The organism is Cardiobacterium valvarum, assembly GCF_900460955.1.
GTDB classification, from domain to species: Bacteria; Pseudomonadota; Gammaproteobacteria; order Cardiobacteriales; family Cardiobacteriaceae; genus Cardiobacterium; species Cardiobacterium valvarum.
In genome coordinates this window covers 391,396-410,637 of the sequence record NZ_UFUW01000001.1, presented here as the reverse complement: position 1 = coordinate 410,637, position 19,242 = coordinate 391,396, and the positions used below count along the sequence as shown (strand labels likewise).

The window sequence follows — 19,242 nt, the reverse complement described above, 5'->3', positions numbered from 1 at the left end:
GTGCCATCAAGCATTATTCTTTTTGGTGTCGAGTTTTTCGGCGATACGTGCAGCTTTACCTTCAAGACCACGCAGGTAGTAAAGTTTGGCGCGACGGACATCACCACGGCGCTTGACGGTAATGGAAGCAACCAGCGGGCTGTGCGTTTGGAAAACGCGCTCTACGCCTTCGCCGTGTGAGATTTTGCGTACCGTGAAGGATGAACCAAGACCACGGTTACGTTTGGCGATGCAGACGCCTTCAAAGGCCTGCAGACGTTCGCGGTTGCCCTCAATAACTTTGACTTGCACGACTAGAGTATCGCCCGGGTTGAATTGTGGCAGGTCCTGCTTGAATTGTGCTTGTTCCAGGATGTCAATGATGTTGCTCATGACGGCTCTCCAAATTGCTGTTCGGTTAAAAATTCGTTGAGTAAATTTTGCTGCGCGTCGCTGAGATCAAGTTGACAAAAGATGTCGGGACGGTGCAAAAAAGTTCTGCCCAACGCCTGTTTCAAGCGCCACCGTTCGATAAGCGCATGATTGCCGCTGAGCAGAATTTCAGGGGCGCGAATTGTAGCAGTATTTTCCGGGCGCGTATAGTGCGGATGGTCAAGCAGTTTTTGCTGAAAAGAGTCTTCTAGTGCGGATTGTTCGTCGCCCAAAACGCCGGGTACAAGACGCAGAACAGTATCAATGACGATAGCAGCCGCAATTTCCCCGCCGGAGAGAACGAAATCACCAATTGAGATTTCCGCGTCTATGTATTCCTCGATGAAGCGCTGATCGATACCTTCGTAACGTCCGCACCACAGGACGAGGCGTGGTTTGCGCGCAAGTTCTGCGGCAAGCGTATGGTTGAAGGTGCTGCCTTGCGGACTGAGATAGATATGCAGCGGTTTATCACCGCTCGCATTGATGGCTTGGGCGACACGCGCCAGTGGTTCGTATTGCATGACCATGCCGGGACCGCCGCCGAAGGGGCGATCATCAACACGCTGATGGCGGTCATCACTGTATTCACGTGGGTTCCAGTAATACAGAGCAGCCGGAGGGTCCTCTTTTTTCTGCAAGGCACGGCCGATAACGCCTTGGCTGAACCAGTGGCGAACAAGCTCAGGAAAGATACTGATGATATCAATATGCACGGTTTTAACGGTCGTCTTCGGTCACTTGCGACCATTGTGGTTCCCAATCCACTTGCATCACGCCACCTGCCAGATCAATATTCTCAATATAGTGCGGACGGATGAAGGGAATCAGAATTTCCTCGTTTGTATCATTGGCACGAACAACCAGTACGTCATTCGAGCCGGTTTCAAAGAGCTCAGCGACCCGACCAAGGGTGATGCCCTGGCGGTTTTCCACCCGCAGACCGATGAGGTCTGCCCAGTAGTATTCACCGTTACGAGTAGACGGCAGTTGCTCGCGCCGGATGCTCAGGGTATAGCCACTAAGTGTCATGGCCTGATCGCGGTCATTGATACCCTGGAAGGCAGCGATCAATCCTTTCCCTACCGCCTGCCCGCGCAATAGTTGCAGTTGCAGTTCGGGTCGGCCTTCACTGCGGGCAATGAATTGACGGTACTGAAAAAGCGATTCGCGGGGGCGACAGTCCGAATAGACTTTCACCTGCCCGCGAATACCATACACACCGACTATCCGCCCGACGATGATATCTGCGGTGTCGTGCGACACAAATCAGGCCTGTTGCTTGAATTGCTTGACCAAAGATTTCACTCGGTCGCTGGCTTGACCACCAACACCAACCCAGTGATCGTAACGTTCCATATTGATATTGAGCGGCACTTCCTGACCTTTGGCGATCGGGTTGAAAAAACCGAGGCGTTCGATGAAGCGCCCATCACGTGCGTTACGGCTGTTAGTGGCAACAATGTGATAGAAGGGACGCTTTTTTGAACCGCCACGGGCGAGTCGAATTGCTAACATGTTTTTCCTCTTGTTAAGGGGGTTATAAAAAGAGGGCATATTTTACGGATTTACCTGCAAAAAGGAAGTGAAAAAACCCCGCTGAAAAAGTCACAGGCAAGAAAAAGGCACCTTACGGTGCCTTTTTCTATAAGAACTATACGTTCAGCAGCTGCTTACTTGTATTGTTTGCCACGGAAAGTGCGGTTGATTTTTTCGCTGTTTTCTTGGGCTTGTTGGCGTGCAATCATCGCATTTTCATTAGCTTGCATAGCGATAGATTTAACTTCGGCGATGTCGGCACGCAGAGCAGCGATTTCAGATGCGTGAGCATCTTCTTTCGGTTGGCTGGCGCAACCAGCAGCGATCATGACAATGGCGGCCATAGAAGCGATTTTCAAAGATTTCATATATGAACTCCTAAAAGTTGTTAACGTCAAAATGACAGGCGTTAATATACACAATCTTTAACAATCCTTACAAATCTTAACCGTTAAAAAATTTTTAACATACGGGTGTACCAGTTCACCGACATCACCGCCAAGGCGTGCCGTTTCACGAATCAGACTGGAGGACACGAAACTATAACGGTCGGTGGTAATCAAGAAAACCGTCTCGACGCCAGGCAAGAGATGGCGATTCATACCCGACAATTGATGCTCGTATTCATAATCGGCGACGCTGCGAATGCCGCGAATAATTAGAGAAGCCCTGTATTGCCGGCAGGCATCCACCAGCAATCCGTCAAATGCGACCGGTATCACTTCACCATTCCCGTGCAAATCGGCGCAGACAGTGCGCATCAAATCCAGCCGATCTTCCAGCGAAAACAGCGATTGCTTGTGGTGCCCTTGGGCGACGGCGACGTAAAGGCGGTCACACAGCGCCCCCGCGCGGCGGATGATATCTTCATGCCCGCGCGTCACGGGATCGAATGTCCCTGGATAAATCCCGATCCGTCTCATGCCGCCGCCTCGCGCCGCAGCAGGCCGAAATAGACACGCCCTGCCCTACCCTGTTTGTGCCAGCCCCAACCGGCAGGCAACGGCAATTCCCCATGCTTAAACGGTATTTCCACATACACCTTGCCATGTGGTTTCAGCCAGCCGTCATGCAAAAAATGGGAAAGCGCCTGTTCGTGCACACCGTCAGCAAACGGCGGATCAAGGAAAATCACGTCATAACGCGTACTCGGGGCAAGACGCAGTGCATCACCCTGCTGTACGCGGGCATGTGGCTCCTGCCACTCGGTCAGCAACGCACGCAGGCGAGCTACCGCATCCGCCTCACGTTCGACGAATAATACGCTCGCCGCACCGCGCGATAACGCTTCCAGCCCCAGCGCCCCGCTGCCGGCGAAGGCATCAAGTACATAGGCTCCGCTGATTTCCCACTGTAACCAGTTAAAGACCGTCTCACGCACGCGATCCGGCGTCGGCCGTAATCCTTCACGCTCCGGTACGGCAATCCGCCGTCCGCGGAGTTTGCCGCCGATAATGCGGATCTTGCTTTCCACCATCTTCATGGCTCCTCCTGTATAAAAAAATGATCGCCCAAACCATCAAAATCGCGCTCATCATACGCTTTACGTGGCTACGGCGGTTTGACCAATTGGTCGTGTCTGTTCTCTCCCGCCGAAAGCGAGCAATATTCACCAGACGTCACTTCACTCCGCATGCTGGATATCTCATCCACACCGACATCCCGGCAGATGGCGGGCTACCACATCGTGGCGACCACTTGGAACTGAGTGGCGCAGCTGCACAGCAGCTTCATCATCACCTTCACGTCTGAGCGGACACAACAAAACCCGGCTCAAGGCCGGGTTTTGTTTCGCTGCTATCAGATTAGCTGTTGATGGTTTCTGTGATCGTAACTGCTGGTGCGGTTTCTGCAACGGCAGGTACTACCGGGGTTTCGGTTTTGCCGGCCGGGGCATCACCGCCTTCGCGGTGCAGCAAGCCTTTGACGATTTGCGCGCCGAAGGCGACTGCACCGAGGATGAAGACCACGTCGCCGACGGTGCGGAACCAGCGCAGGGTGTGAATAATCGGGTTCTGTTCGATGAATTCCGCACTGCGTGCCCACCACAAGCCTTCGTTGATGGTGGCGTTCGCCTGGATGATGCCGATCGGCAGCAGGCTGGTGAAGAGCATCAGGATGAGACCGAGGTTCATTGACCAGAAGGCGGTGAACATCAGTTTTTCATTCCATTTCATGGTCGGGCGGATGTAACGCAGCACCATCAGGGTGAAACCAAGGGCGAGGAAACCATAGACACCGAAGAGGGCAGCGTGACCGTGGTTCGGCGTGGTATTCAGTCCTTGCAGGTAGTAGAGCGAGATCGGCGGGTTAATGAGGAAGCCGAAGACGCCCGCGCCGAGCATGTTCCAGAAGGAGACGGCGATGAAGAAGGTCAGCGGCCAGCGCATCGGTTTCATCCAGTCGGCTTTGTGCTGCGCCGTCCAGTTATCAAAGGCTTCGTAGCCCAATAGGACAAGCGGTACGACTTCCAGCGCCGAGAAGAGCGCGCCCACAGCCATGATCGGCGTGGTGGTGCCGGCGAAGTAGATATGGTGGAAGGTGCCAGGGATACCGCCGATGAGGAACATCATCGCGGCAAGCAGTGCGGCAGCGGTGGCGGCACGTTTGCTGACCATACCGAGGTTGTAGAAGATGAAGCCGACGGCACTGGTCGCAAAGACTTCAAAGAAACCTTCTACCCAGAGATGCACCACCCACCAGCGCCAGTATTCCATGACGGAGATGTGGGTGTGTTCGCCATAGAACAGCGCCGGGGCATAGAAGAGGCCGATGGCAGCAGCGGCAAGGGTAAAGAGGATGAGCAGGCTTTTGTCGCCGGGGGCTTTGAAGGCGGCCCAGATGCCGCGCAGCATGAGGATGAGCCAAAAGACGAGACCGGCGAAGAGGGCAATTTGCCAGAGGCGGCCGATTTCGACAAATTCGTAGCCCTGGTGCCCGAGCCAGAAGTTCAGTTTTTCGTTCATCCAGCCTTTCAGCGCCACGAACTGGCCGAGGAAGGAACCGGCAACGACGATGATGAGTGCCCAAAAGAGCAGGTCAACGCCGAGTTTCTGGAATTTCGGGTCTTTGCCGCCGTTGATGATGGGTACAAGAAAGAGGCCGCCTGCCAAGAAGCCGGTCGCGATCCAGAAGATGGCGGACTGGATGTGCCAGGTGCGGGTCAGACTGTACGGCAGCCAGTCGGCGACCGGGATGCCGTAGAAGTCCTGCCCTTCGACGGTGTAGTGCGCGGTGAAGCCGCCGAGCATGACTTGTACGAAGAAGAGGGCAGCAACAATGAGCAGGTATTTGCCCAGCGCTTTTTGTGACGGGGTGAGTTTGACCAGGGTCAGCGGATCGCGCGCGGGAACGGCCGGTTCTTCGTGTTCGTGGTGAGTGAAGAAGGCCCAGATCCAGATGACGCAGCCGATGCCGAAGATGAGAGTAACGACGGAGATAATGGACCAAATGACGTTTTCGGCGGTCGGCTGATTACCGATCAGAGGTTCATGCGGCCAGTTGTTGGTATAGGTGACATTCTGGTCGGGGCGATTGGTAGAAGCGGCCCAAGCTGACCAGAAGAAGAAGGCGTTGAGCTTGGCGCGGCTTTCCGCTTTCGGCAGGGTATTTTCCTTCATCGCGTAGGCTTCGCGCAGTTTGTGCAGGGACGGATCATCGCTGAACAGTTTGTCGTAATACGCGGCTACGGCTTCGATAGAACGCACCCGGTCGGCAGAGAGGGTTACCTTGCCAGTTTCCTTGTTATAAGTGTTCTTACGGAAAGCCTGCTGCGCATCGTAGTGCAGGGTGGCCTGATCACGTTCACTTAAATCGGCATAGGATTTGCCAAATTCGCGCTGCGCCTGTTGTTCAAGCCAGCCGAGCACTTCGCGGTGAATCCAATCGGCCGTCCAGTCCGGGGCCTGATAGGCACCGTGTCCCCAAACGGTACCGACTGACATACCGCCGATGGATTGCCAGGCAGATTGCCCGGCCATGATGTCGTCTTCGGTGAAGAGGGTTTTACCGTCTTCATCAACGAAGGCTGTCGGGATAGGTGGTTTTTCGTTATAGACTTCTTTACCAAAGTAACCGAGCAGGATGAACGAGCCGATCGTAATCAGACCGAGCACAATCCACATTCGTTTGAATTCTTTCATATTTTTACCTCTTGTTGAATGGTGCTTACGGCGGTTGCCGTAATGAAGACATTTTCACAAAGGGGTAATGCGGCGGCCATTGATAAAGGTCAGGGTCGATTGGATTTTTTTAGCTTTCCCCCGTTTTCGAATGATAATTCCAATCATTAGTAAGCGAATCTGCGTTGGTATATGCTGCGTGCATGACTCAACTGCGAAACAGACGGGAATCAGCGCTGCCAAGTGGGATATAAATATTGCCCCCGCTAAGCGGCGTAAACACTGGCCCCATCAAATGGCGTAATTGCCGGATTCGTCAAGCGGCGTGGTTACTGGCCTTGTCCCGGCGACCGTCCCGCCCTTGCGGGCGCAAAAAAGGCAGGCGCGCGGCCTGCCTTTTCGTGATTACCACAAATGCGGCGTTACTGACGGATAAGGTAGTCGAACGCTGAGAGTGCTGCTTTCGCGCCCTCGCCCATCGCTACGATGATTTGCTTGTACGGCACGGTGGTAACGTCGCCTGCCGCGAAGATGCCCGACACATTGGTTTCGCCTTTGGCGTTGATGACGATTTCGCCGAAGCGGGTGCGCTCAACGGCGTCACCAAGGAAGTCGCTGTTCGGCACCAGGCCAATTTGTACGAAAACGCCTTGCAGTGGCAGGTCGTGCACGGCGCCATCCGTACGGTCAGTGTAGCGGATGTGGCTCACTTTGCCGCCTTCGGTCGCGATTTCCTGCGCGGCGGCGTTGGTGATAACGCGGATGTTGTCGCGTTTGCCGAGTTGTTCGACCAGCACTTTGTCCGCTTTGAGTTCGGGCATGAATTCCATCAGGGTCACGCTTTTGACGATGCCGGCCAGGTCCAGTGCGGCCTCAACACCGGAATTACCGCCACCGATAACGGCGATATCTTTGTTTTTGAAGAAGGGGCCATCACAGTGCGGGCAGAAGGCGACGCCGTTGCCGATGTTTTCTTTTTCACCGGGAATGCCGAGTTCGCGCCATTTCGCGCCGCTTGCCACGATAAGGGTACGGGTTTCGATGGTCTCACCGGTATTGAGGGTGATTTTATGGATTTTGTCGCCAGTCGCGATGCTTTTCACGCTGAGGTTTTCGCGGATGGTGATGGGGTAAGCAGCAAGATGGCTGTGCAGTTTGCCCGCGAGTTCGGGGCCCGTGGTTTTCGGCACCGAGATGAGGTTTTCGATGTCCATCGTATCTTTAACCTGGCCGCCGATGCGGTCGGCAACGACGGTGACGCTGAGGCCTTTGCGCGCGGCGTAGATGGCGGCGGATGAACCTGCCGGGCCACCGCCGATGACAACCACGTCTTGCAGTGGCAGGGCTTGCGCGGGTGCAGCGCTTTGCGCGAGTCCGGGATGTTGTTCGAGCAGTTTTTCGACAAGGCGGGCAGTGTCGATTTTGCCGTTGGCAAAGCTTTCGCCGTTCAGGTATACGGCGGGTACACCCTGGATGTTGTGCGCTTCGATTTCCTCCTGAAAAAGGCCGCCATCAATCATTTCACTGCGGATATGCGGGTTGAGCAGGGCGAACTGGTTGAGGGTCTGCACTACGTCCGGGCAGTTGTGGCAGGAAAGCGAGATATAGGTGGTGAAGTGCAGCGGCTGCTGGATACTGCGGATGAGCGCCTGAATGCTGTCATCAAGTTTGAGTGCACTGCCGCCCGCTTGCAGGATGGCAAGGATGAGCGAGGTGAATTCGTGACCGCCGGGGATACCGGTGAAGATGATGCCGGTATCCGTACCATCGGCGCGCAGGGTAAAGCTGATAGGGGTGGCGAGTGTGGGGTCAGCGGCCTCTTCAAGGTGCAATCGTGGCGAGGTAGCGACGATTTGTGCGAGGAAGGTTTTGAGCTCGTCACGTTTTTCATGTGCGCCTGGAGCGAGAACAAGGGTGATGTCGCGGTTGAGGATGTTCATGTGCTGGCGGACGGCGTCCAGCATGGCTTGGTCGAGTTGCATGGGGTTCCTTTTGTTTGTGGTTTGGGGAAAACCGCGTGGTTATCTCGCTTGGCGGTTCCCCAGATATGGAAACAGCGCCCGCAGGCGCTGTCTGTCGTGTTATCGAGCACTAGTCGTTAAATTTTGCCGACTAAATCGAGGCTGGGTTTCAGTGTTTCTTGTCCCGCTTCCCAGGCAGCCGGGCAGACTTCGCCGTCGTGCTGGGCAACGTATTGGGCGGCTTTGACTTTGCGCACCATGTCTTTGGCGCTGCGACCAATGCCATTGTCGTGGATTTCGGCAACTTTGATTTTGCCTTCCGGATCGGCGAGGAAGGTGCCGCGATAAGCGAGGCCCTCTTCTTCAATCATCACATCGAAGCCGCGCGCGAGCACGCCGGTCGGGTCGCCAAGCATCGGGTATTTGATGCCACTGATGGCCGGGCTGTGGTCATGCCAGGCCTTGTGGGTAAAGTGAGTGTCGCAAGACACGGCATAGACTTCCACGCCGAGCGCTTGCAGTTCGTCATAGTGTTTGGCCATGTCTTCGAGCTCGGTCGGGCAGACGAAGGTGAAGTCCGCCGGGTAGAAGAGGAAGATAGACCATTTGCCTTTGACGCTATCACTGGTCACGGTTTTGAATTCACCGTTGTGGAAAGCCTGTACGGAAAAATCGGGGATGCTGCGGTTGATAATGGACATGGAAAACCTCGTATTGTGGAATGATTGAAACCGTCAATTGCGGCAACGCGCGCCATTATAAAATCCGCCAAACATTTGAAAAGACGTGCAGGCTGTAATATTTACCTTTTATTTTCTTTATGTATAATCGATGAACAATTTGTTTAGGTAAACATCAAATGATTACTCTCCGCCAAATCCAGTTCGCCCTCGCCGTCGCCCGCCACAAGCATTTCAAACGCGCTGCCGAGGAATGCAACATCTCCCAATCCGCGCTTTCGCTTGGTATTGCCGAAATGGAAAAGAACCTCGGCGTTATCGTCTTTGAACGCAATAACAAACAGGTCGTTATCACCCCCATCGGCGAAGAACTGCTGCGCCGTGCCGAGAAAATCTATCTTGATGCACAGCAACTGGTCGAACAGGCCCATGCCAGCCACGAAACTCTCTACTTCCCAATGGCTATCGGTTTCATCCCGACCATCGCTCCCTTCTTCCTGCCGCAGGCCTTGCCCGTCATCCACAAGGCCTATCCCAAATTCGAGATGAACATCCGCGAAGACGTGAGTGAACGCCTGGTCAGCGCTGTGCATCACGGCATGCTGGACGCCGCCCTCATCGCCCTGCCCTACGACACCCCCGGTCTCAATACTTTTGAAATCGGCAGCGAGCGCTTCTACGTCGTCTTGCACTGCAACCACCCGCTCAGCAAACAGACAAAAATCACCGCCAAACAACTGCGCGGCGACAATACCCTACTCCTCCTTGGCGATGGTCACTGTCTCAAAGACCACATCGTGGAAATCTGCAAATTCCGCAACGAAATCAGCCCGCACAGCTTCCGCGAAGCCAGCCTGAATACCCTCGTACAAATGGTGGTAAACGACATGGGTCTGACCCTCGTCCCGGAAATGGCGCTGCCCTCACTGCGCCCCCTGCCGGATATCCACACCGTTCCACTGGATGTGCCTGCACCGCACCGCCGCCTTGCCCTCGTCACCCGTCCGAACTACCCGCGCACCGTCGAACTCGAAGCCCTGATGGGCCTCTTCCGCGACGTGCTGAACAACATCCGCGCCTCCGTCCCCGTCGCATGAAGGCACTGCACTGCCTGGCGGAAGCCTTCACCTGGCTCTTCCGCCCGGGCATCCGCCGCTACATCCTGCTGCCGCTTGCGGTCAACATCATCCTCTTCACCGCCGGCAGCTACGCCGCTTGGCATTACAGCACCACTCTCATCGACCGTTTCCTGCCCGACTGGCTGGCGTGGCTGGATTGGCTGCTCTACCCACTTATCGGCCTCACCCTGCTCATCCTCACCTACGCCACCTTTGCGCTGATGGCAAACCTCATTGCCGCCCCATTCAACAGCCTGCTCGCTGCCGTCGTCGAAAAAGCCGAGCGCGGCGAACCTGAACCGCCGGTACAACCGCTGTGGCGTGACATCCTCGCGAGCCTCGTACAAGAAATCCACAAAGCGCTGTACTTTCTCACCCTCGCCGTCCCCACCCTCATCCTCGCCCTCATCCTGCCTCCACTGGCACCCGTGCTCTGGTTTGCCTACGCCGCCTGGTGCGCCGCACTGCAATACCTCGACTACCCGATGGCGAACAACGGCATCCCCTTCCGCGAACAGCGTCGCCGCCTGCGACAACAACGCGGCAACAGCCTTGCCTACGGCAGCGGAGTCAGCCTCATGACTACCGTTCCCCTACTCAACCTCATCGCCATGCCAGTCGGCGTCATCGCCGCCACCCTCTACTGGGTGCGCTACCTGCGACAAGAAGATTGAGTGCACACAACTGCAACGCCATCCCGCTTGACGGCTGCTGCCTTGCAAAATCCACCCCCGCCACCATAACCACAGCGACCGCGTTTAACCAAAAGAGAAAATCATGACCATCCCCTCCCTGACACGCATCAACGAACTCGCTGCCATCGCCAAAACCCGCCCCCTCACCGCCGACGAACTTGCCGAACGCGACGTGTTACGGCGCGAATACCTCGCCGCCATTCGCGGTCAGATAGATAATAACCTGCTCATCACCCGCATCGTTGACAGCGAAGGCAACGACGTCACCCCGCAGAAACTGCGCGCCGCTCAAGCTGCCAAACAAAACCCGCAATGATCCGCCCCGCCCGTGCGGATGACGCCGCCGCTCTCGCCCCACTCATCCTGCATGTGCTGGAAGCGATGGAGCTGCCCTTCCTCGCCACCCACGGTATCGAAACCACACGCAGCCTGCTCACTACCGCTATCCAGGCGGCGGAATACCGTTATGGCTACGCACGCGCCATCGTCAAAACCATTGATGGCCGCATCGCAGGTGCCGCTTTCGGCTACCCCAGCGAAGTAGAACCACTGGTTGACCTGCCTTTCACCACTGCCCTGCAACAGAGCCACCTTGATACCACGCTGCGCCTCTTCACTGAGCCCGAAAGCTACCCCGACGAATGGTATTTGGACACCATCGCCGTCGCCCCTACCTACCGAGGGCGTGGCATTGGTACCGCACTTCTGGATGCCCTCCCCCCCCAAGCACTCGCCGCTGGCAAACAGCGTATCGGCCTGAACGTGGACGAAGCCAACCCTGCCGCACGCCGCCTCTATCTGCGCCATGGCTACCGGCCTGTCGGCAGCCGCATCCTGAGCGGGCACCGCTACGAACACCTGCAAAAGCCGCTCCTGCCACAGCGAACTCGACAAAAACACTGACAGCCTACTCAAATTTTGCATCGCTAAAAACATAGATAGCGCCCTTATCCTCAAACCCGTCAGTTCATTGATTGGGAACGTCAGAGTAAAAACAGGAATCACTCACACGATAGATGCCCCACCACCCGCTACTCGCCATACCCAAGGCCGTGCTTCTTAGAACGTGTTTATAGTCTCTGCCTCTGCTGTAAACTATCGGCATGAACAGAGAAGCCTACCCAAGCGACCATACACACAATGAACCTGCACTGCTCCAAACCGACAAGCGCCTTGTCCGTAGCTATCAAGGATACGTAAAAAACCACATCAACCCCTGCACACCATTCGGCGGTATGCGCGTTCCCTTTAGCGTCGTCAAGCGCAAAACCCACACGTAAAACCTGTCCCGTTTCCTGAAAAATCCAGTGATTAGCATCGAAAAACCCAGTGCCGCCCTGATTTCGGGTACGCGTGACAACATCAGCCGTCACGCAGCGAAACACATCCCCGTTGCTCACGACTGGTCGAAAACCGGCGTTGAACACAAAAACAAAACCGACACCTACACCCTGTCACACCCATATGACCGGGGCCACGAACTGCAAAGCAGCCCCGCCATCAACGCCGCTGACGGACAGTCCCCGCTGTATTGGCGCAAAACCCCGTGACCAAAGACACCGTGCACAGCAGCTATGGCCACAGCGACAAAATGTCGCACCTGGACGAACCTGGCCTGCGTATGGCGCACATTGCCGCGCAAAACTATCCCACGGAAAAACAAAGCCTTATCCATATTATTGACCGCGAAGCCGATAGCGTTTACCACCTGCGCGAATGGGACGCGGCGGGGCATCCATTCCTGGTGCGGATGCGCGGATATAGCGGCGTGACACGCGACGGCAAAACGTACAAAGCACAAGAACTTGAGCGGGAACCCAACTACAGTTTCTACAAAAACGTGCATTACCAGGGCAAACAAGTGGCGGGGACGGAAGTTGTATTGACGCGGGAATCCAACGCCAAATGGGTAAAGGGCGGCATACCCCGCTGAAAGCAAAAATGAACTGCGTGCGGTTGAAGACGGCGGGGAAGACGATGGCGCCGTGGATACTGCTGACGAATACGGAAATTACAGCGCGGGAAGCGGCACAGTATGACGCCTACCGCTGGCGGATCGAGAGCGACTGCAAACCGTTGAAGAGCGCGGGCTACCGGGTGGAGGGCTGCGCTGGTGCGCAAAACCAGAGTTTACGCCGCTCATCGCGACCAGCGCCGCACTGCTTCTTCCAGGAGGGAGGGCACCGGCATCGTGGTGGTGTAGTCCGTGCAGTCTTCTCCGAGGTGGTGCAGGGCGGCGAGCAGGTTAGTCGCAGGGGTTGCATCGTTCAGGGCTGGGGCGTGGTTCTGCTTGCTCAGTTTGCTGCCGTCTGGGTTGAGCAGCAGCGGCAGGTGCAGGTAGCGCGGTTGCGGCAGGCCGAGCAGGCTTTGCAGGGTGAGGTGGATGGCCGTTGCCGCCACCAGGTCTTGTCCGCGCACTACGTCCGTCACCCCTTGCAAGGCGTCGTCAATCACCACTGCCAGTGCGTAGGCGATGTCGCCGTCGCGGCGGCGCAGGACGGGATCGCCGATATCATCCGCCAGCGAGAAGCAGCAATCCCCCAGCAGGCGGTCGTGGAAGGTCACGGTCGTATCTGGCAAGCGCAGGCGGATGGCGGCGTCCGTCGGGGCGAGGCTGGTGAGGACTTTTCCGCGACAGGTACCGGGGTAAATTGAGCCTAATGCACCCATACGGGCGCCGTCGTGCCAGTGTTTGCGGCTGCATACGCATGGGTAAAGGTGTGGGCGTAAACAGTCGAGCGCGGCGAGGTAGTCGGCGATATGCGCCGATTGCACCCGCACCGTGCCGTCGTGACACAGGCCGTGACAGTGCAGCGAGTGCATTTGCGCGGCGATGTAGTCGGAGCGGCTACGGCTGCTGTCCACGTCTTCCACGCGCAGCAGCCAGCGCCCACCGTGCGCACGGGCATCTAGGAAACTGCCGAGGGCGGCAACGAGTGAGCCGAGGTGCAGCGGCCCGCTGGGGGTGGGCGCGAAGCGACCGATATAGGGGATGGTGTTCATGGTGCTGTTGTAGCATCACGCGGCAGAAAGTGCCAGGGGGCTGTGGGCATTCGGTTTGCGCAGTAGATTGTGGCCGAAAAACCGTCGCCATGCGGATTAGCCACAGTCCTTTATACAATGTCCGCCTGTTTTTTCCGGTAATCTTTATGTCTTATCTGCTTTATGTCCGCCTGGGTTGCCATCTCTGTGCCGATGCGGCGGCGCTGCTGGCGACGGCGGATGTGCCCGCCCAGCGCGTCAATATCGACCGCGATCCCGCCTTACGGACACAATATGACACGCTGGTGCCCGTCCTCTACGATCCCGCCCGTGACCGCGAGCTGATTTATCCCTTTGATGCCACTGATATTGCCCGTTTCTGCACAGCCTCCGCCGAGCTGGATTGAGCGCAAACGGCTATTCCCGCCGCCTTTTCCACGAGGAAATCAATCATGCTGCGTACTTTCGCCTGAGATGACGGCGTTCCGGGTAGGCGGGCAGGAGGCGCACCAGCCGTCTGGTGGCGAGGTCGCCTTCAATCAGCCACAGCAGCAGATAGCCGATGCCGCCACCCGTCAGCAGCAACTGGCGCAGCATCCAGCGGCGTTTACGGCACGCCGTGGTAACGCAGGTAGGCGGGGCTGACCACCAGTACGAATTGCACGGTGAAAAGCGGGCTTATCACCAGCGTCGGTGCGGGCGTTTTGCTGTCGCATACGAGGTTAATGCCTTCGCCGATGAGGTCGCACATGTCGTTATCGAGGATAATGTCGAGGCTGACCGCCGGATAACGATCGCGGTATTCACCCATCCAGCGGGCGAAAACGGGGGTCGCGGTCGCGCACCAGATGGGTGCTGTCAGGCGTAGGACTGTCTCTGCCCGCTTCGCTCGCGCCGCTGTCGAGCAGTGCCAGCGCCTCGCTTGCGCGGTAATATAGAAAAAGAGTTAATAAAGAGTCACAAGCGTTAGGAACCAAAACAGCAGGGTATTCACATCAGCTAACCGCCATTGTTTCCTCAACCGCTTGATCCATGCCCACATCTTCTCTATCGGGTTGAAATCCGAGCTATAGGCGGGAGCCACAGCACCATATTCCCCTCAGCCTGCACGCATCCAAGGTATCCTGTCGCTTGTGAAAGGTGGGCATTGTCCATCACGATTACGCCGCTGACGGACAGCCTCTCGCCGTATTGGCGCAAAACCCCGTGACCAGAGACACCGTGCACAGCAGCTATGGCCACAGCGACAAAATATCGCACCTAGACGAACCTGGCCTGCACATGGCGCACATCGCCGCGCAAAACCACCCCACGAAAAAACAAAGCCTTATCCATGTTATTGACCGCGAAGCCGATAGCGTTTACCACCTGCGCGAATGGGACGCAGCGGGGCATCCATTCCTGGTGCGGATGCGCGGATATAGCGGCGTGACACGCGACGGCAAAACGTACAAAGCACAAGAACTTGAGCGGGAACCCAACTACAGTTTCTACAAAAACGTGCATTACCAGGGCAAACAAGTGGCGGGGACGGAAGTTGTATTGACGCGGGAATCCAACGCCAAATGGGTAAAGGGCGGCATACCCCGCTGAAAGCAAAAATGAACTGCGTGCGGTTGAAGACGGCGGGGAAGACGATGGCGCCGTGGATACTGCTGACGAATACGGAAATTACAGCGCGGGAAGCGGCACAGTATGACGCCTACCGCTGGCGGATCGAGAGCGACTGCAAACCGTTGAAGAGCGCGGGCTACCGGGTGGAGGGCTGGCAGCAGGAGACAGGGGAAGGATTTGCAAGCGGTTGCTGATTGTGGCTCAAAGCTGCCTGCAGGTGTGGCGACTGCAAAGTGACCGGAGCGAAGCGGGGCGGCAGCTGTGTGAGTTTCTGATGCGGCTATCGGGCCGACAGACGAAGAAGGGGCGTGAGATTACCGCCCCTGCGCTATTGGAAGGGATGCTTAAACTATTGTCAGCACAAGAATTATTGGAGTTTATGATACCGGAAGAGATAAGAGAGGCCGCATGGGCTGTTCGGGGTGGAAATAGGTAGATACCTATGGGTTAAGGGCAAATCTGATTGCAGGACTGGTTAATGCGATGAGATGAATATTTTCGCAAGAGATCTAATAAAGTTCTCTCCTATGAGCGGGAGAGAACTTTCTAAGTTAAAAGAGATTCGCATCAATATTTATAAATAAATTACGATTATTTAAGTTAAATACATATTCATTAATAAAAAGCTATTTTGACCAACATTCTAATGAAGTCTCATCGCGACCACCGTTTGGGGGTGTCGCTGTTTTTGATGCCATTTTTGTGCCACTTTGGTTATAGAAAAAATAGGCGCAATCCCTATCTCTGTGCGCCTGCTTACCAAAGGCTTGCGCTTGCAAGATATATCCAGTTGCAGTAACAGTCTTTAAACTAATTTCATAACGTTTATTAGCACTACTAGGTACACTCGCAAATCCCCAGCTGCTTATAGTTGCATTACTAAGGGTATCCCCATTTGCCAATTTACTATAATCACGAGTTACTCGGTAATTCTGATCAATTTGTTGAGCAATCGTTTGTAAGGCATTGCGTACTTCCACGCGTTGAGCACGTACAACATATCGCGAATAATTAGGTATTGCAATCGCCATAATAATAGCCAGTATTGCTATAACAATGAGCAACTCTAATAAAGTAAAACCTTTATTCATTTTCATTACATTAAGCTCCTCTCAAGCGTCCGCCCGATGAAATATTTACTTTCAGCTCGTGGTTCTTTAGTTTTACCGTTATAGAACCACCTGCATTAAGATTACTGGGACGACCGTTTCCTAAGAATCTCAGTTGTCCCAAAGTTCCGCCATCTAAAATAATCCTAACTCTATTATCCGTTAGTGGGCTATCCTGCAATATCTCTGGATCCTGACCTGCAACTTCATGTAAAACGAGCCAGCCATTGCTAAAATCACTGCTACCGCTGCATCTCTTTCCATCAGCATCAGATGCACAGAAAATTACACCATCTTTTAAGCGCAAAGCTTCACTCTGTGCAAAATAGAAGGAGCTTTTCCATTCATTAAGTACAGAACGCACTTTTTGCCGATCCATCATAGATCGATAGTTTGGCGCAGCCAAACCCACTAGAATTCCTAAAATCGCTATTGTGACCAAAAGCTCAAGCATAGTGAAGCCTCGCGAAGCTTGGCATTTACCTTTATTCTTTTTCAGCATAGCCATCTCCTTTAGCCATTCAATAGATAAATAGCCTGCATAACTGCATTTGTCGTCTTGACATTATTACTCCCACCTCCATTACCAAAGCCTATAGCGGTAATTCGGAAGACCACGACGTCACCACTTTTTAGCTGTGTTCCAGCGGCAAGATCAGGAAAATCCATAGCATTAATTTCCTTGGCGAGGAAACGTTCGATTATATAGCGAGGTTTCAACCCAGATATTGTTGGACATTCCTTGCATTCTATGGAAGGAAGTGCAACATTGACAGCGGAGTCTAATTGTTTTCCCGTCACTTTTACCTGATTGGCATTTTCTGACCAATCTATACATATCCAAAACGGACGGCATCTTGTATTAAAATTTTGGGCAATGACATATTGCTGTGTATAAATTCCTTTATTCAGCAAATTCTTTGCCCCTACTTTAGTAAAAGCATCATCAAGCGAGCTGTTTTCCTTGCTCCAAAAGGTATTGGCCCATTCTACCTTATTCTGTTCATCGCAATATTTCTCTTGTGTTTTTCCTGGGGGGAGTGTAATAGAGTTATCTTTCAAGCAAAGTTGACGCCCTTGTTCAAGAATAAATCGTTCTGCCGCTCGTAATGCAGTATCAGCAGATTGTCGTGCTGTCAGCATTTCAAAATCTGCTCCCGCTTTTCGCTCTTCTAAACGAGAACTAGTCATGGTAAAACGAATAATCCCTAGCAAAATCAGCAGAAAAACAAGGCAACTGAGCAGAACAACGCCTTTTTCCTGCTTGCCCGCATAAATATTCTTTTTCATTTCAATTATCCTCAATATTCCCCATCAGGGGAGATATAAACTGTTAGGCATGCTAATTACTTGTACATACCGTTTATATAGGCGAGAATTTCCTTCCGCTCTTGCAATATCTGCGGCAAACGGAGCTTCCGCAGCGGTTGCATTAATACCAGCCTGACGAGCACACGTTGGTACATTAGGCTGTACCTTGGCAAAAAATGCCTCCCTAGTTCTGTCCGTAGGCTCAACAGCAACGATCAGACACACCTCTACCCCTACCACGCTCGCCCATTTCAAATCCTCATCTTCAACTTTTGATGCTGGAAGATATTTTAAAACCTCCCGTCCACTGGTAGATTCACTAATTTTTAGGGTTTCGCCAGCCGGGGTATTATTCGCTGGAGTTATCAGATAGCGAAAAGACATTTCTTCAACACCTTCGATGATACTCTGCCATTCTCTAGCAGCACTGCTGCTACAACCGAAGTTACCTATACCATTATTTATACGTACGCTGTAACGATTTACCACAAGCCCCCTAGCATCCTCCACATCTCTTCCAATACAATCTTTGCCTGCGCCGCTAAGACTACTTTTTTCCTGCTCTTTCGAGGTTAAGGAAGGTGACGGCCTTTGTTTACCATCTGCCGACGGTGTCTGATTTTTGAGATTATCAGGTGTAACAGTTTGATAGCCCATCTGTATGGACTGTCGCACTTGAAGAGTATTCCCATCACAAGTGGCTAATTGTGTCAGTGATGGTCGTGAGGACCCACTAAAATCACCGTTACACCCTAGTAGGGGAACTACCTGACCATTGGTAAACTTCCCTAATGTTGTCGCCTCTTTAAGATTGCCTGTCAAGTTATCTTTTTGTCTAGCGTAAATAGCAAGTACATGTGGATCTTCTAGGTCAAGAGCACTTTTTGCGGCTGATGCGCTGGAAAACGGATCTAGATACCCTGCTTCATGCAAATCATGACTCAATCTCTCCATTACTTGACGAGCCACTTCATCCAAATTTTCCGAGGTAGAACGTCGCTTCGAAGATTCATTGGCAGTAATAAATAACGTTGTTAAGGCCATTAGTAGGAGCACTCCCAATCCCATTGCCACCATAAGTTCTATCAGCGATAGTCCTTTTTGTTTTTTCACAGACTTCATTTTCATACCACCCCTATTTATAGAGTAAACCATACTCGTGTTCCCTGTACTGGTGTGTCTTCGCCACGATCCGTTTCAGAAACATGACGCCACATTACAACCACTTCATATTGATTATCTCTTTGTCTAATTATGCCTCGGCCACCCGGCAATGAACGGATCTCTTCTATCCATACCTTCATATCTTGCTTAGCAATATTTTCTGATTCTGTACATCTGCCGCTATTCTTGCATCTAAGTCTTCCTGTAATATCTGTTACGTCATATATTGCGTTTAAGTTATTATACAATTGCTTATAGTCTATATTGCCCTGTGTCGCAGTGTTTTCCCAATCCAACAAATAGGTATCTCGCGCAATATTATTAGCGCGCATAGCATCAATAATTTGCTGGCTTTTCTGTTGGGCAAATGCCGTAAATTCTGCGGTATCACCAAAGCGGTTAGCTGTTTGGATCATGGATACACTCATTGCTAAGCCTAAGGCAACAATTAACATAGAGATAACGATCTCCAGTAATGTCATTCCTTTTTGGTGGGTACATAATGTACCCACCAATTTATTTTTTCTCTTTTCCATA

The 19,242-nt window shown here is 53.6% G+C and carries 27 protein-coding genes; 9 read left to right on the top strand and 18 right to left on the bottom strand.

Features of this window, described 5'->3' with window-relative positions; genetic code table 11:
• Positions 1-6: 6 nt before the first annotated feature.
• The 10 genes from rplS to ahpC form a co-directional block, all read right to left on the bottom strand.
• A complete protein-coding gene (gene rplS / locus DY250_RS02120) occupies positions 7-372 on the bottom strand; it encodes a 50S ribosomal protein L19 (RefSeq protein WP_006984147.1) in 366 nt (121 codons plus the stop codon).
• Complete coding sequence (trmD, locus tag DY250_RS02115) at positions 369-1,127, bottom strand: tRNA (guanosine(37)-N1)-methyltransferase TrmD (protein WP_115610708.1); 759 nt, start codon at positions 1,125-1,127, stop codon at positions 369-371. The genes rplS and trmD overlap by 4 nt, the downstream gene beginning before the upstream one ends.
• 4 nt (positions 1,128-1,131) lie before the next feature.
• Entirely contained in the window at positions 1,132-1,677 is a 546-nt protein-coding gene (gene rimM, locus DY250_RS02110; RefSeq protein WP_115610707.1) for a ribosome maturation factor RimM, read from the bottom strand.
• A gap of 3 nt (positions 1,678-1,680) precedes the next feature.
• Positions 1,681-1,929: a 30S ribosomal protein S16 gene (rpsP, locus tag DY250_RS02105; protein WP_006984144.1), complete on the bottom strand. Its 249-nt coding sequence runs from the start codon at positions 1,927-1,929 to the stop codon at positions 1,681-1,683.
• Positions 1,930-2,084: 155 nt separating this feature from the next.
• The gene (locus tag DY250_RS02100; RefSeq protein ID WP_115610706.1) at positions 2,085-2,318 is read right to left on the bottom strand and encodes a hypothetical protein; all 234 of its coding nucleotides are present in this window, start codon (positions 2,316-2,318) and stop codon (positions 2,085-2,087) included.
• A 57-nt stretch (positions 2,319-2,375) separates the two neighbouring features.
• A complete protein-coding gene (gene coaD / locus DY250_RS02095; protein WP_115610705.1) occupies positions 2,376-2,873 on the bottom strand; it encodes a pantetheine-phosphate adenylyltransferase in 498 nt (165 codons plus the stop codon).
• Positions 2,870-3,433: a 16S rRNA (guanine(966)-N(2))-methyltransferase RsmD gene (gene rsmD, locus DY250_RS02090; RefSeq protein ID WP_115610704.1), complete on the bottom strand. Its 564-nt coding sequence runs from the start codon at positions 3,431-3,433 to the stop codon at positions 2,870-2,872. The genes coaD and rsmD overlap by 4 nt, the downstream gene beginning before the upstream one ends.
• A 322-nt stretch (positions 3,434-3,755) precedes the next feature.
• Positions 3,756-6,092, bottom strand: coding sequence for a nitric-oxide reductase large subunit (locus DY250_RS02085; RefSeq protein ID WP_115610703.1), 2,337 nt, complete (start codon positions 6,090-6,092; stop codon positions 3,756-3,758).
• Between the two features lie 401 nt (positions 6,093-6,493).
• Positions 6,494-8,053: an alkyl hydroperoxide reductase subunit F gene (ahpF, locus tag DY250_RS02080; protein ID WP_115610702.1), complete on the bottom strand. Its 1,560-nt coding sequence runs from the start codon at positions 8,051-8,053 to the stop codon at positions 6,494-6,496.
• 116 nt (positions 8,054-8,169) lie between these two features.
• Complete coding sequence (gene ahpC, locus DY250_RS02075; protein WP_115610701.1) at positions 8,170-8,733, bottom strand: alkyl hydroperoxide reductase subunit C; 564 nt, start codon at positions 8,731-8,733, stop codon at positions 8,170-8,172.
• Positions 8,734-8,891: 158 nt separating this feature from the next.
• Here ahpC and DY250_RS02070 point away from each other — a divergent pair, with 158 nt between their 5' ends.
• The 6 genes from DY250_RS02070 to DY250_RS02040 all read left to right on the top strand — a co-directional run bounded on the left by DY250_RS02070 (position 8,892) and on the right by DY250_RS02040 (position 12,458).
• Positions 8,892-9,809: a hydrogen peroxide-inducible genes activator gene (locus tag DY250_RS02070; RefSeq protein WP_115610700.1), complete on the top strand. Its 918-nt coding sequence runs from the start codon at positions 8,892-8,894 to the stop codon at positions 9,807-9,809.
• Entirely contained in the window at positions 9,806-10,504 is a 699-nt protein-coding gene (gene cysZ / locus DY250_RS02065; protein ID WP_006984132.1) for a sulfate transporter CysZ, read from the top strand. The genes DY250_RS02070 and cysZ overlap by 4 nt, the downstream gene beginning before the upstream one ends.
• Positions 10,505-10,607: 103 nt before the next feature.
• Positions 10,608-10,841 carry a DUF896 domain-containing protein gene (locus DY250_RS02060; RefSeq protein WP_006984131.1) on the top strand — a complete coding sequence of 78 codons (234 nt, stop codon included), beginning with the start codon at positions 10,608-10,610 and terminating at the stop codon, positions 10,839-10,841.
• Positions 10,838-11,428, top strand: a complete 591-nt coding sequence (locus tag DY250_RS02055) for a GNAT family N-acetyltransferase (RefSeq protein WP_115610699.1) — start codon at positions 10,838-10,840, stop codon at positions 11,426-11,428. The genes DY250_RS02060 and DY250_RS02055 overlap by 4 nt, the downstream gene beginning before the upstream one ends.
• 404 nt (positions 11,429-11,832) lie before the next feature.
• Complete coding sequence (locus DY250_RS02045; RefSeq protein WP_115610697.1) at positions 11,833-12,075, top strand: hypothetical protein; 243 nt, start codon at positions 11,833-11,835, stop codon at positions 12,073-12,075.
• Positions 12,072-12,458 carry a hypothetical protein gene (locus tag DY250_RS02040; protein WP_115610696.1) on the top strand — a complete coding sequence of 129 codons (387 nt, stop codon included), beginning with the start codon at positions 12,072-12,074 and terminating at the stop codon, positions 12,456-12,458. The genes DY250_RS02045 and DY250_RS02040 overlap by 4 nt, the downstream gene beginning before the upstream one ends.
• 206 nt (positions 12,459-12,664) lie before the next feature.
• On the opposite strand, the gene gluQRS is transcribed toward DY250_RS02040, so the two are convergent.
• Positions 12,665-13,528, bottom strand: coding sequence for a tRNA glutamyl-Q(34) synthetase GluQRS (gluQRS, locus tag DY250_RS02035; protein WP_115610695.1), 864 nt, complete (start codon positions 13,526-13,528; stop codon positions 12,665-12,667).
• Between the two features lie 146 nt (positions 13,529-13,674).
• Between gluQRS and DY250_RS02030 the strand changes: the two genes are divergently transcribed.
• Positions 13,675-13,914 (top strand): glutaredoxin family protein, encoded by a 240-nt coding sequence (locus DY250_RS02030; protein WP_172542147.1) that lies wholly within the window; start codon positions 13,675-13,677, stop codon positions 13,912-13,914.
• Between the two features lie 43 nt (positions 13,915-13,957).
• Here the strand turns inward: DY250_RS02030 and DY250_RS13855 are convergent, their stop codons facing one another.
• Both DY250_RS13855 and DY250_RS14465 read right to left on the bottom strand, forming a co-directional pair.
• The gene (locus DY250_RS13855; RefSeq protein WP_172542144.1) at positions 13,958-14,104 is read right to left on the bottom strand and encodes a type 2 periplasmic-binding domain-containing protein; all 147 of its coding nucleotides are present in this window, start codon (positions 14,102-14,104) and stop codon (positions 13,958-13,960) included.
• Positions 14,105-14,114: 10 nt separating this feature from the next.
• The gene (locus DY250_RS14465; RefSeq protein WP_376799538.1) at positions 14,115-14,357 is read right to left on the bottom strand and encodes a LysR substrate-binding domain-containing protein; all 243 of its coding nucleotides are present in this window, start codon (positions 14,355-14,357) and stop codon (positions 14,115-14,117) included.
• Between the two features lie 356 nt (positions 14,358-14,713).
• On the opposite strand from DY250_RS14465, the gene DY250_RS02020 reads away from it, so the two are divergent.
• Both DY250_RS02020 and DY250_RS02015 read left to right on the top strand, forming a co-directional pair.
• Positions 14,714-15,100: a hypothetical protein gene (locus DY250_RS02020; RefSeq protein ID WP_147293437.1), complete on the top strand. Its 387-nt coding sequence runs from the start codon at positions 14,714-14,716 to the stop codon at positions 15,098-15,100.
• An 8-nt stretch (positions 15,101-15,108) separates the two neighbouring features.
• Complete coding sequence (locus tag DY250_RS02015; RefSeq protein WP_147293436.1) at positions 15,109-15,315, top strand: hypothetical protein; 207 nt, start codon at positions 15,109-15,111, stop codon at positions 15,313-15,315.
• 432 nt (positions 15,316-15,747) lie between these two features.
• Here the strand turns inward: DY250_RS02015 and DY250_RS02005 are convergent, their stop codons facing one another.
• From DY250_RS02005 to pilV, 5 genes are read right to left on the bottom strand one after another with little or no spacing between them, the layout of a single operon-like run.
• Complete coding sequence (locus DY250_RS02005; RefSeq protein WP_115610689.1) at positions 15,748-16,218, bottom strand: type IV pilin protein; 471 nt, start codon at positions 16,216-16,218, stop codon at positions 15,748-15,750.
• Between the two features lie 4 nt (positions 16,219-16,222).
• Positions 16,223-16,732 carry a GspH/FimT family pseudopilin gene (locus DY250_RS02000; protein ID WP_172542142.1) on the bottom strand — a complete coding sequence of 170 codons (510 nt, stop codon included), beginning with the start codon at positions 16,730-16,732 and terminating at the stop codon, positions 16,223-16,225.
• Between the two features lie 11 nt (positions 16,733-16,743).
• On the bottom strand, positions 16,744-17,520 hold the full coding sequence (locus DY250_RS01995) for a pilus assembly PilX family protein (RefSeq protein ID WP_115610688.1): 777 nt from the start codon (positions 17,518-17,520) through the stop codon (positions 16,744-16,746).
• Between the two features lie 24 nt (positions 17,521-17,544).
• The gene (locus DY250_RS01990) at positions 17,545-18,669 is read right to left on the bottom strand and encodes a PilW family protein (RefSeq protein WP_115610687.1); all 1,125 of its coding nucleotides are present in this window, start codon (positions 18,667-18,669) and stop codon (positions 17,545-17,547) included.
• Positions 18,670-18,680: 11 nt separating this feature from the next.
• A complete protein-coding gene (pilV, locus tag DY250_RS01985; RefSeq protein WP_115610686.1) occupies positions 18,681-19,241 on the bottom strand; it encodes a type IV pilus modification protein PilV in 561 nt (186 codons plus the stop codon).
• Position 19,242: the final 1 nt, after the last annotated feature.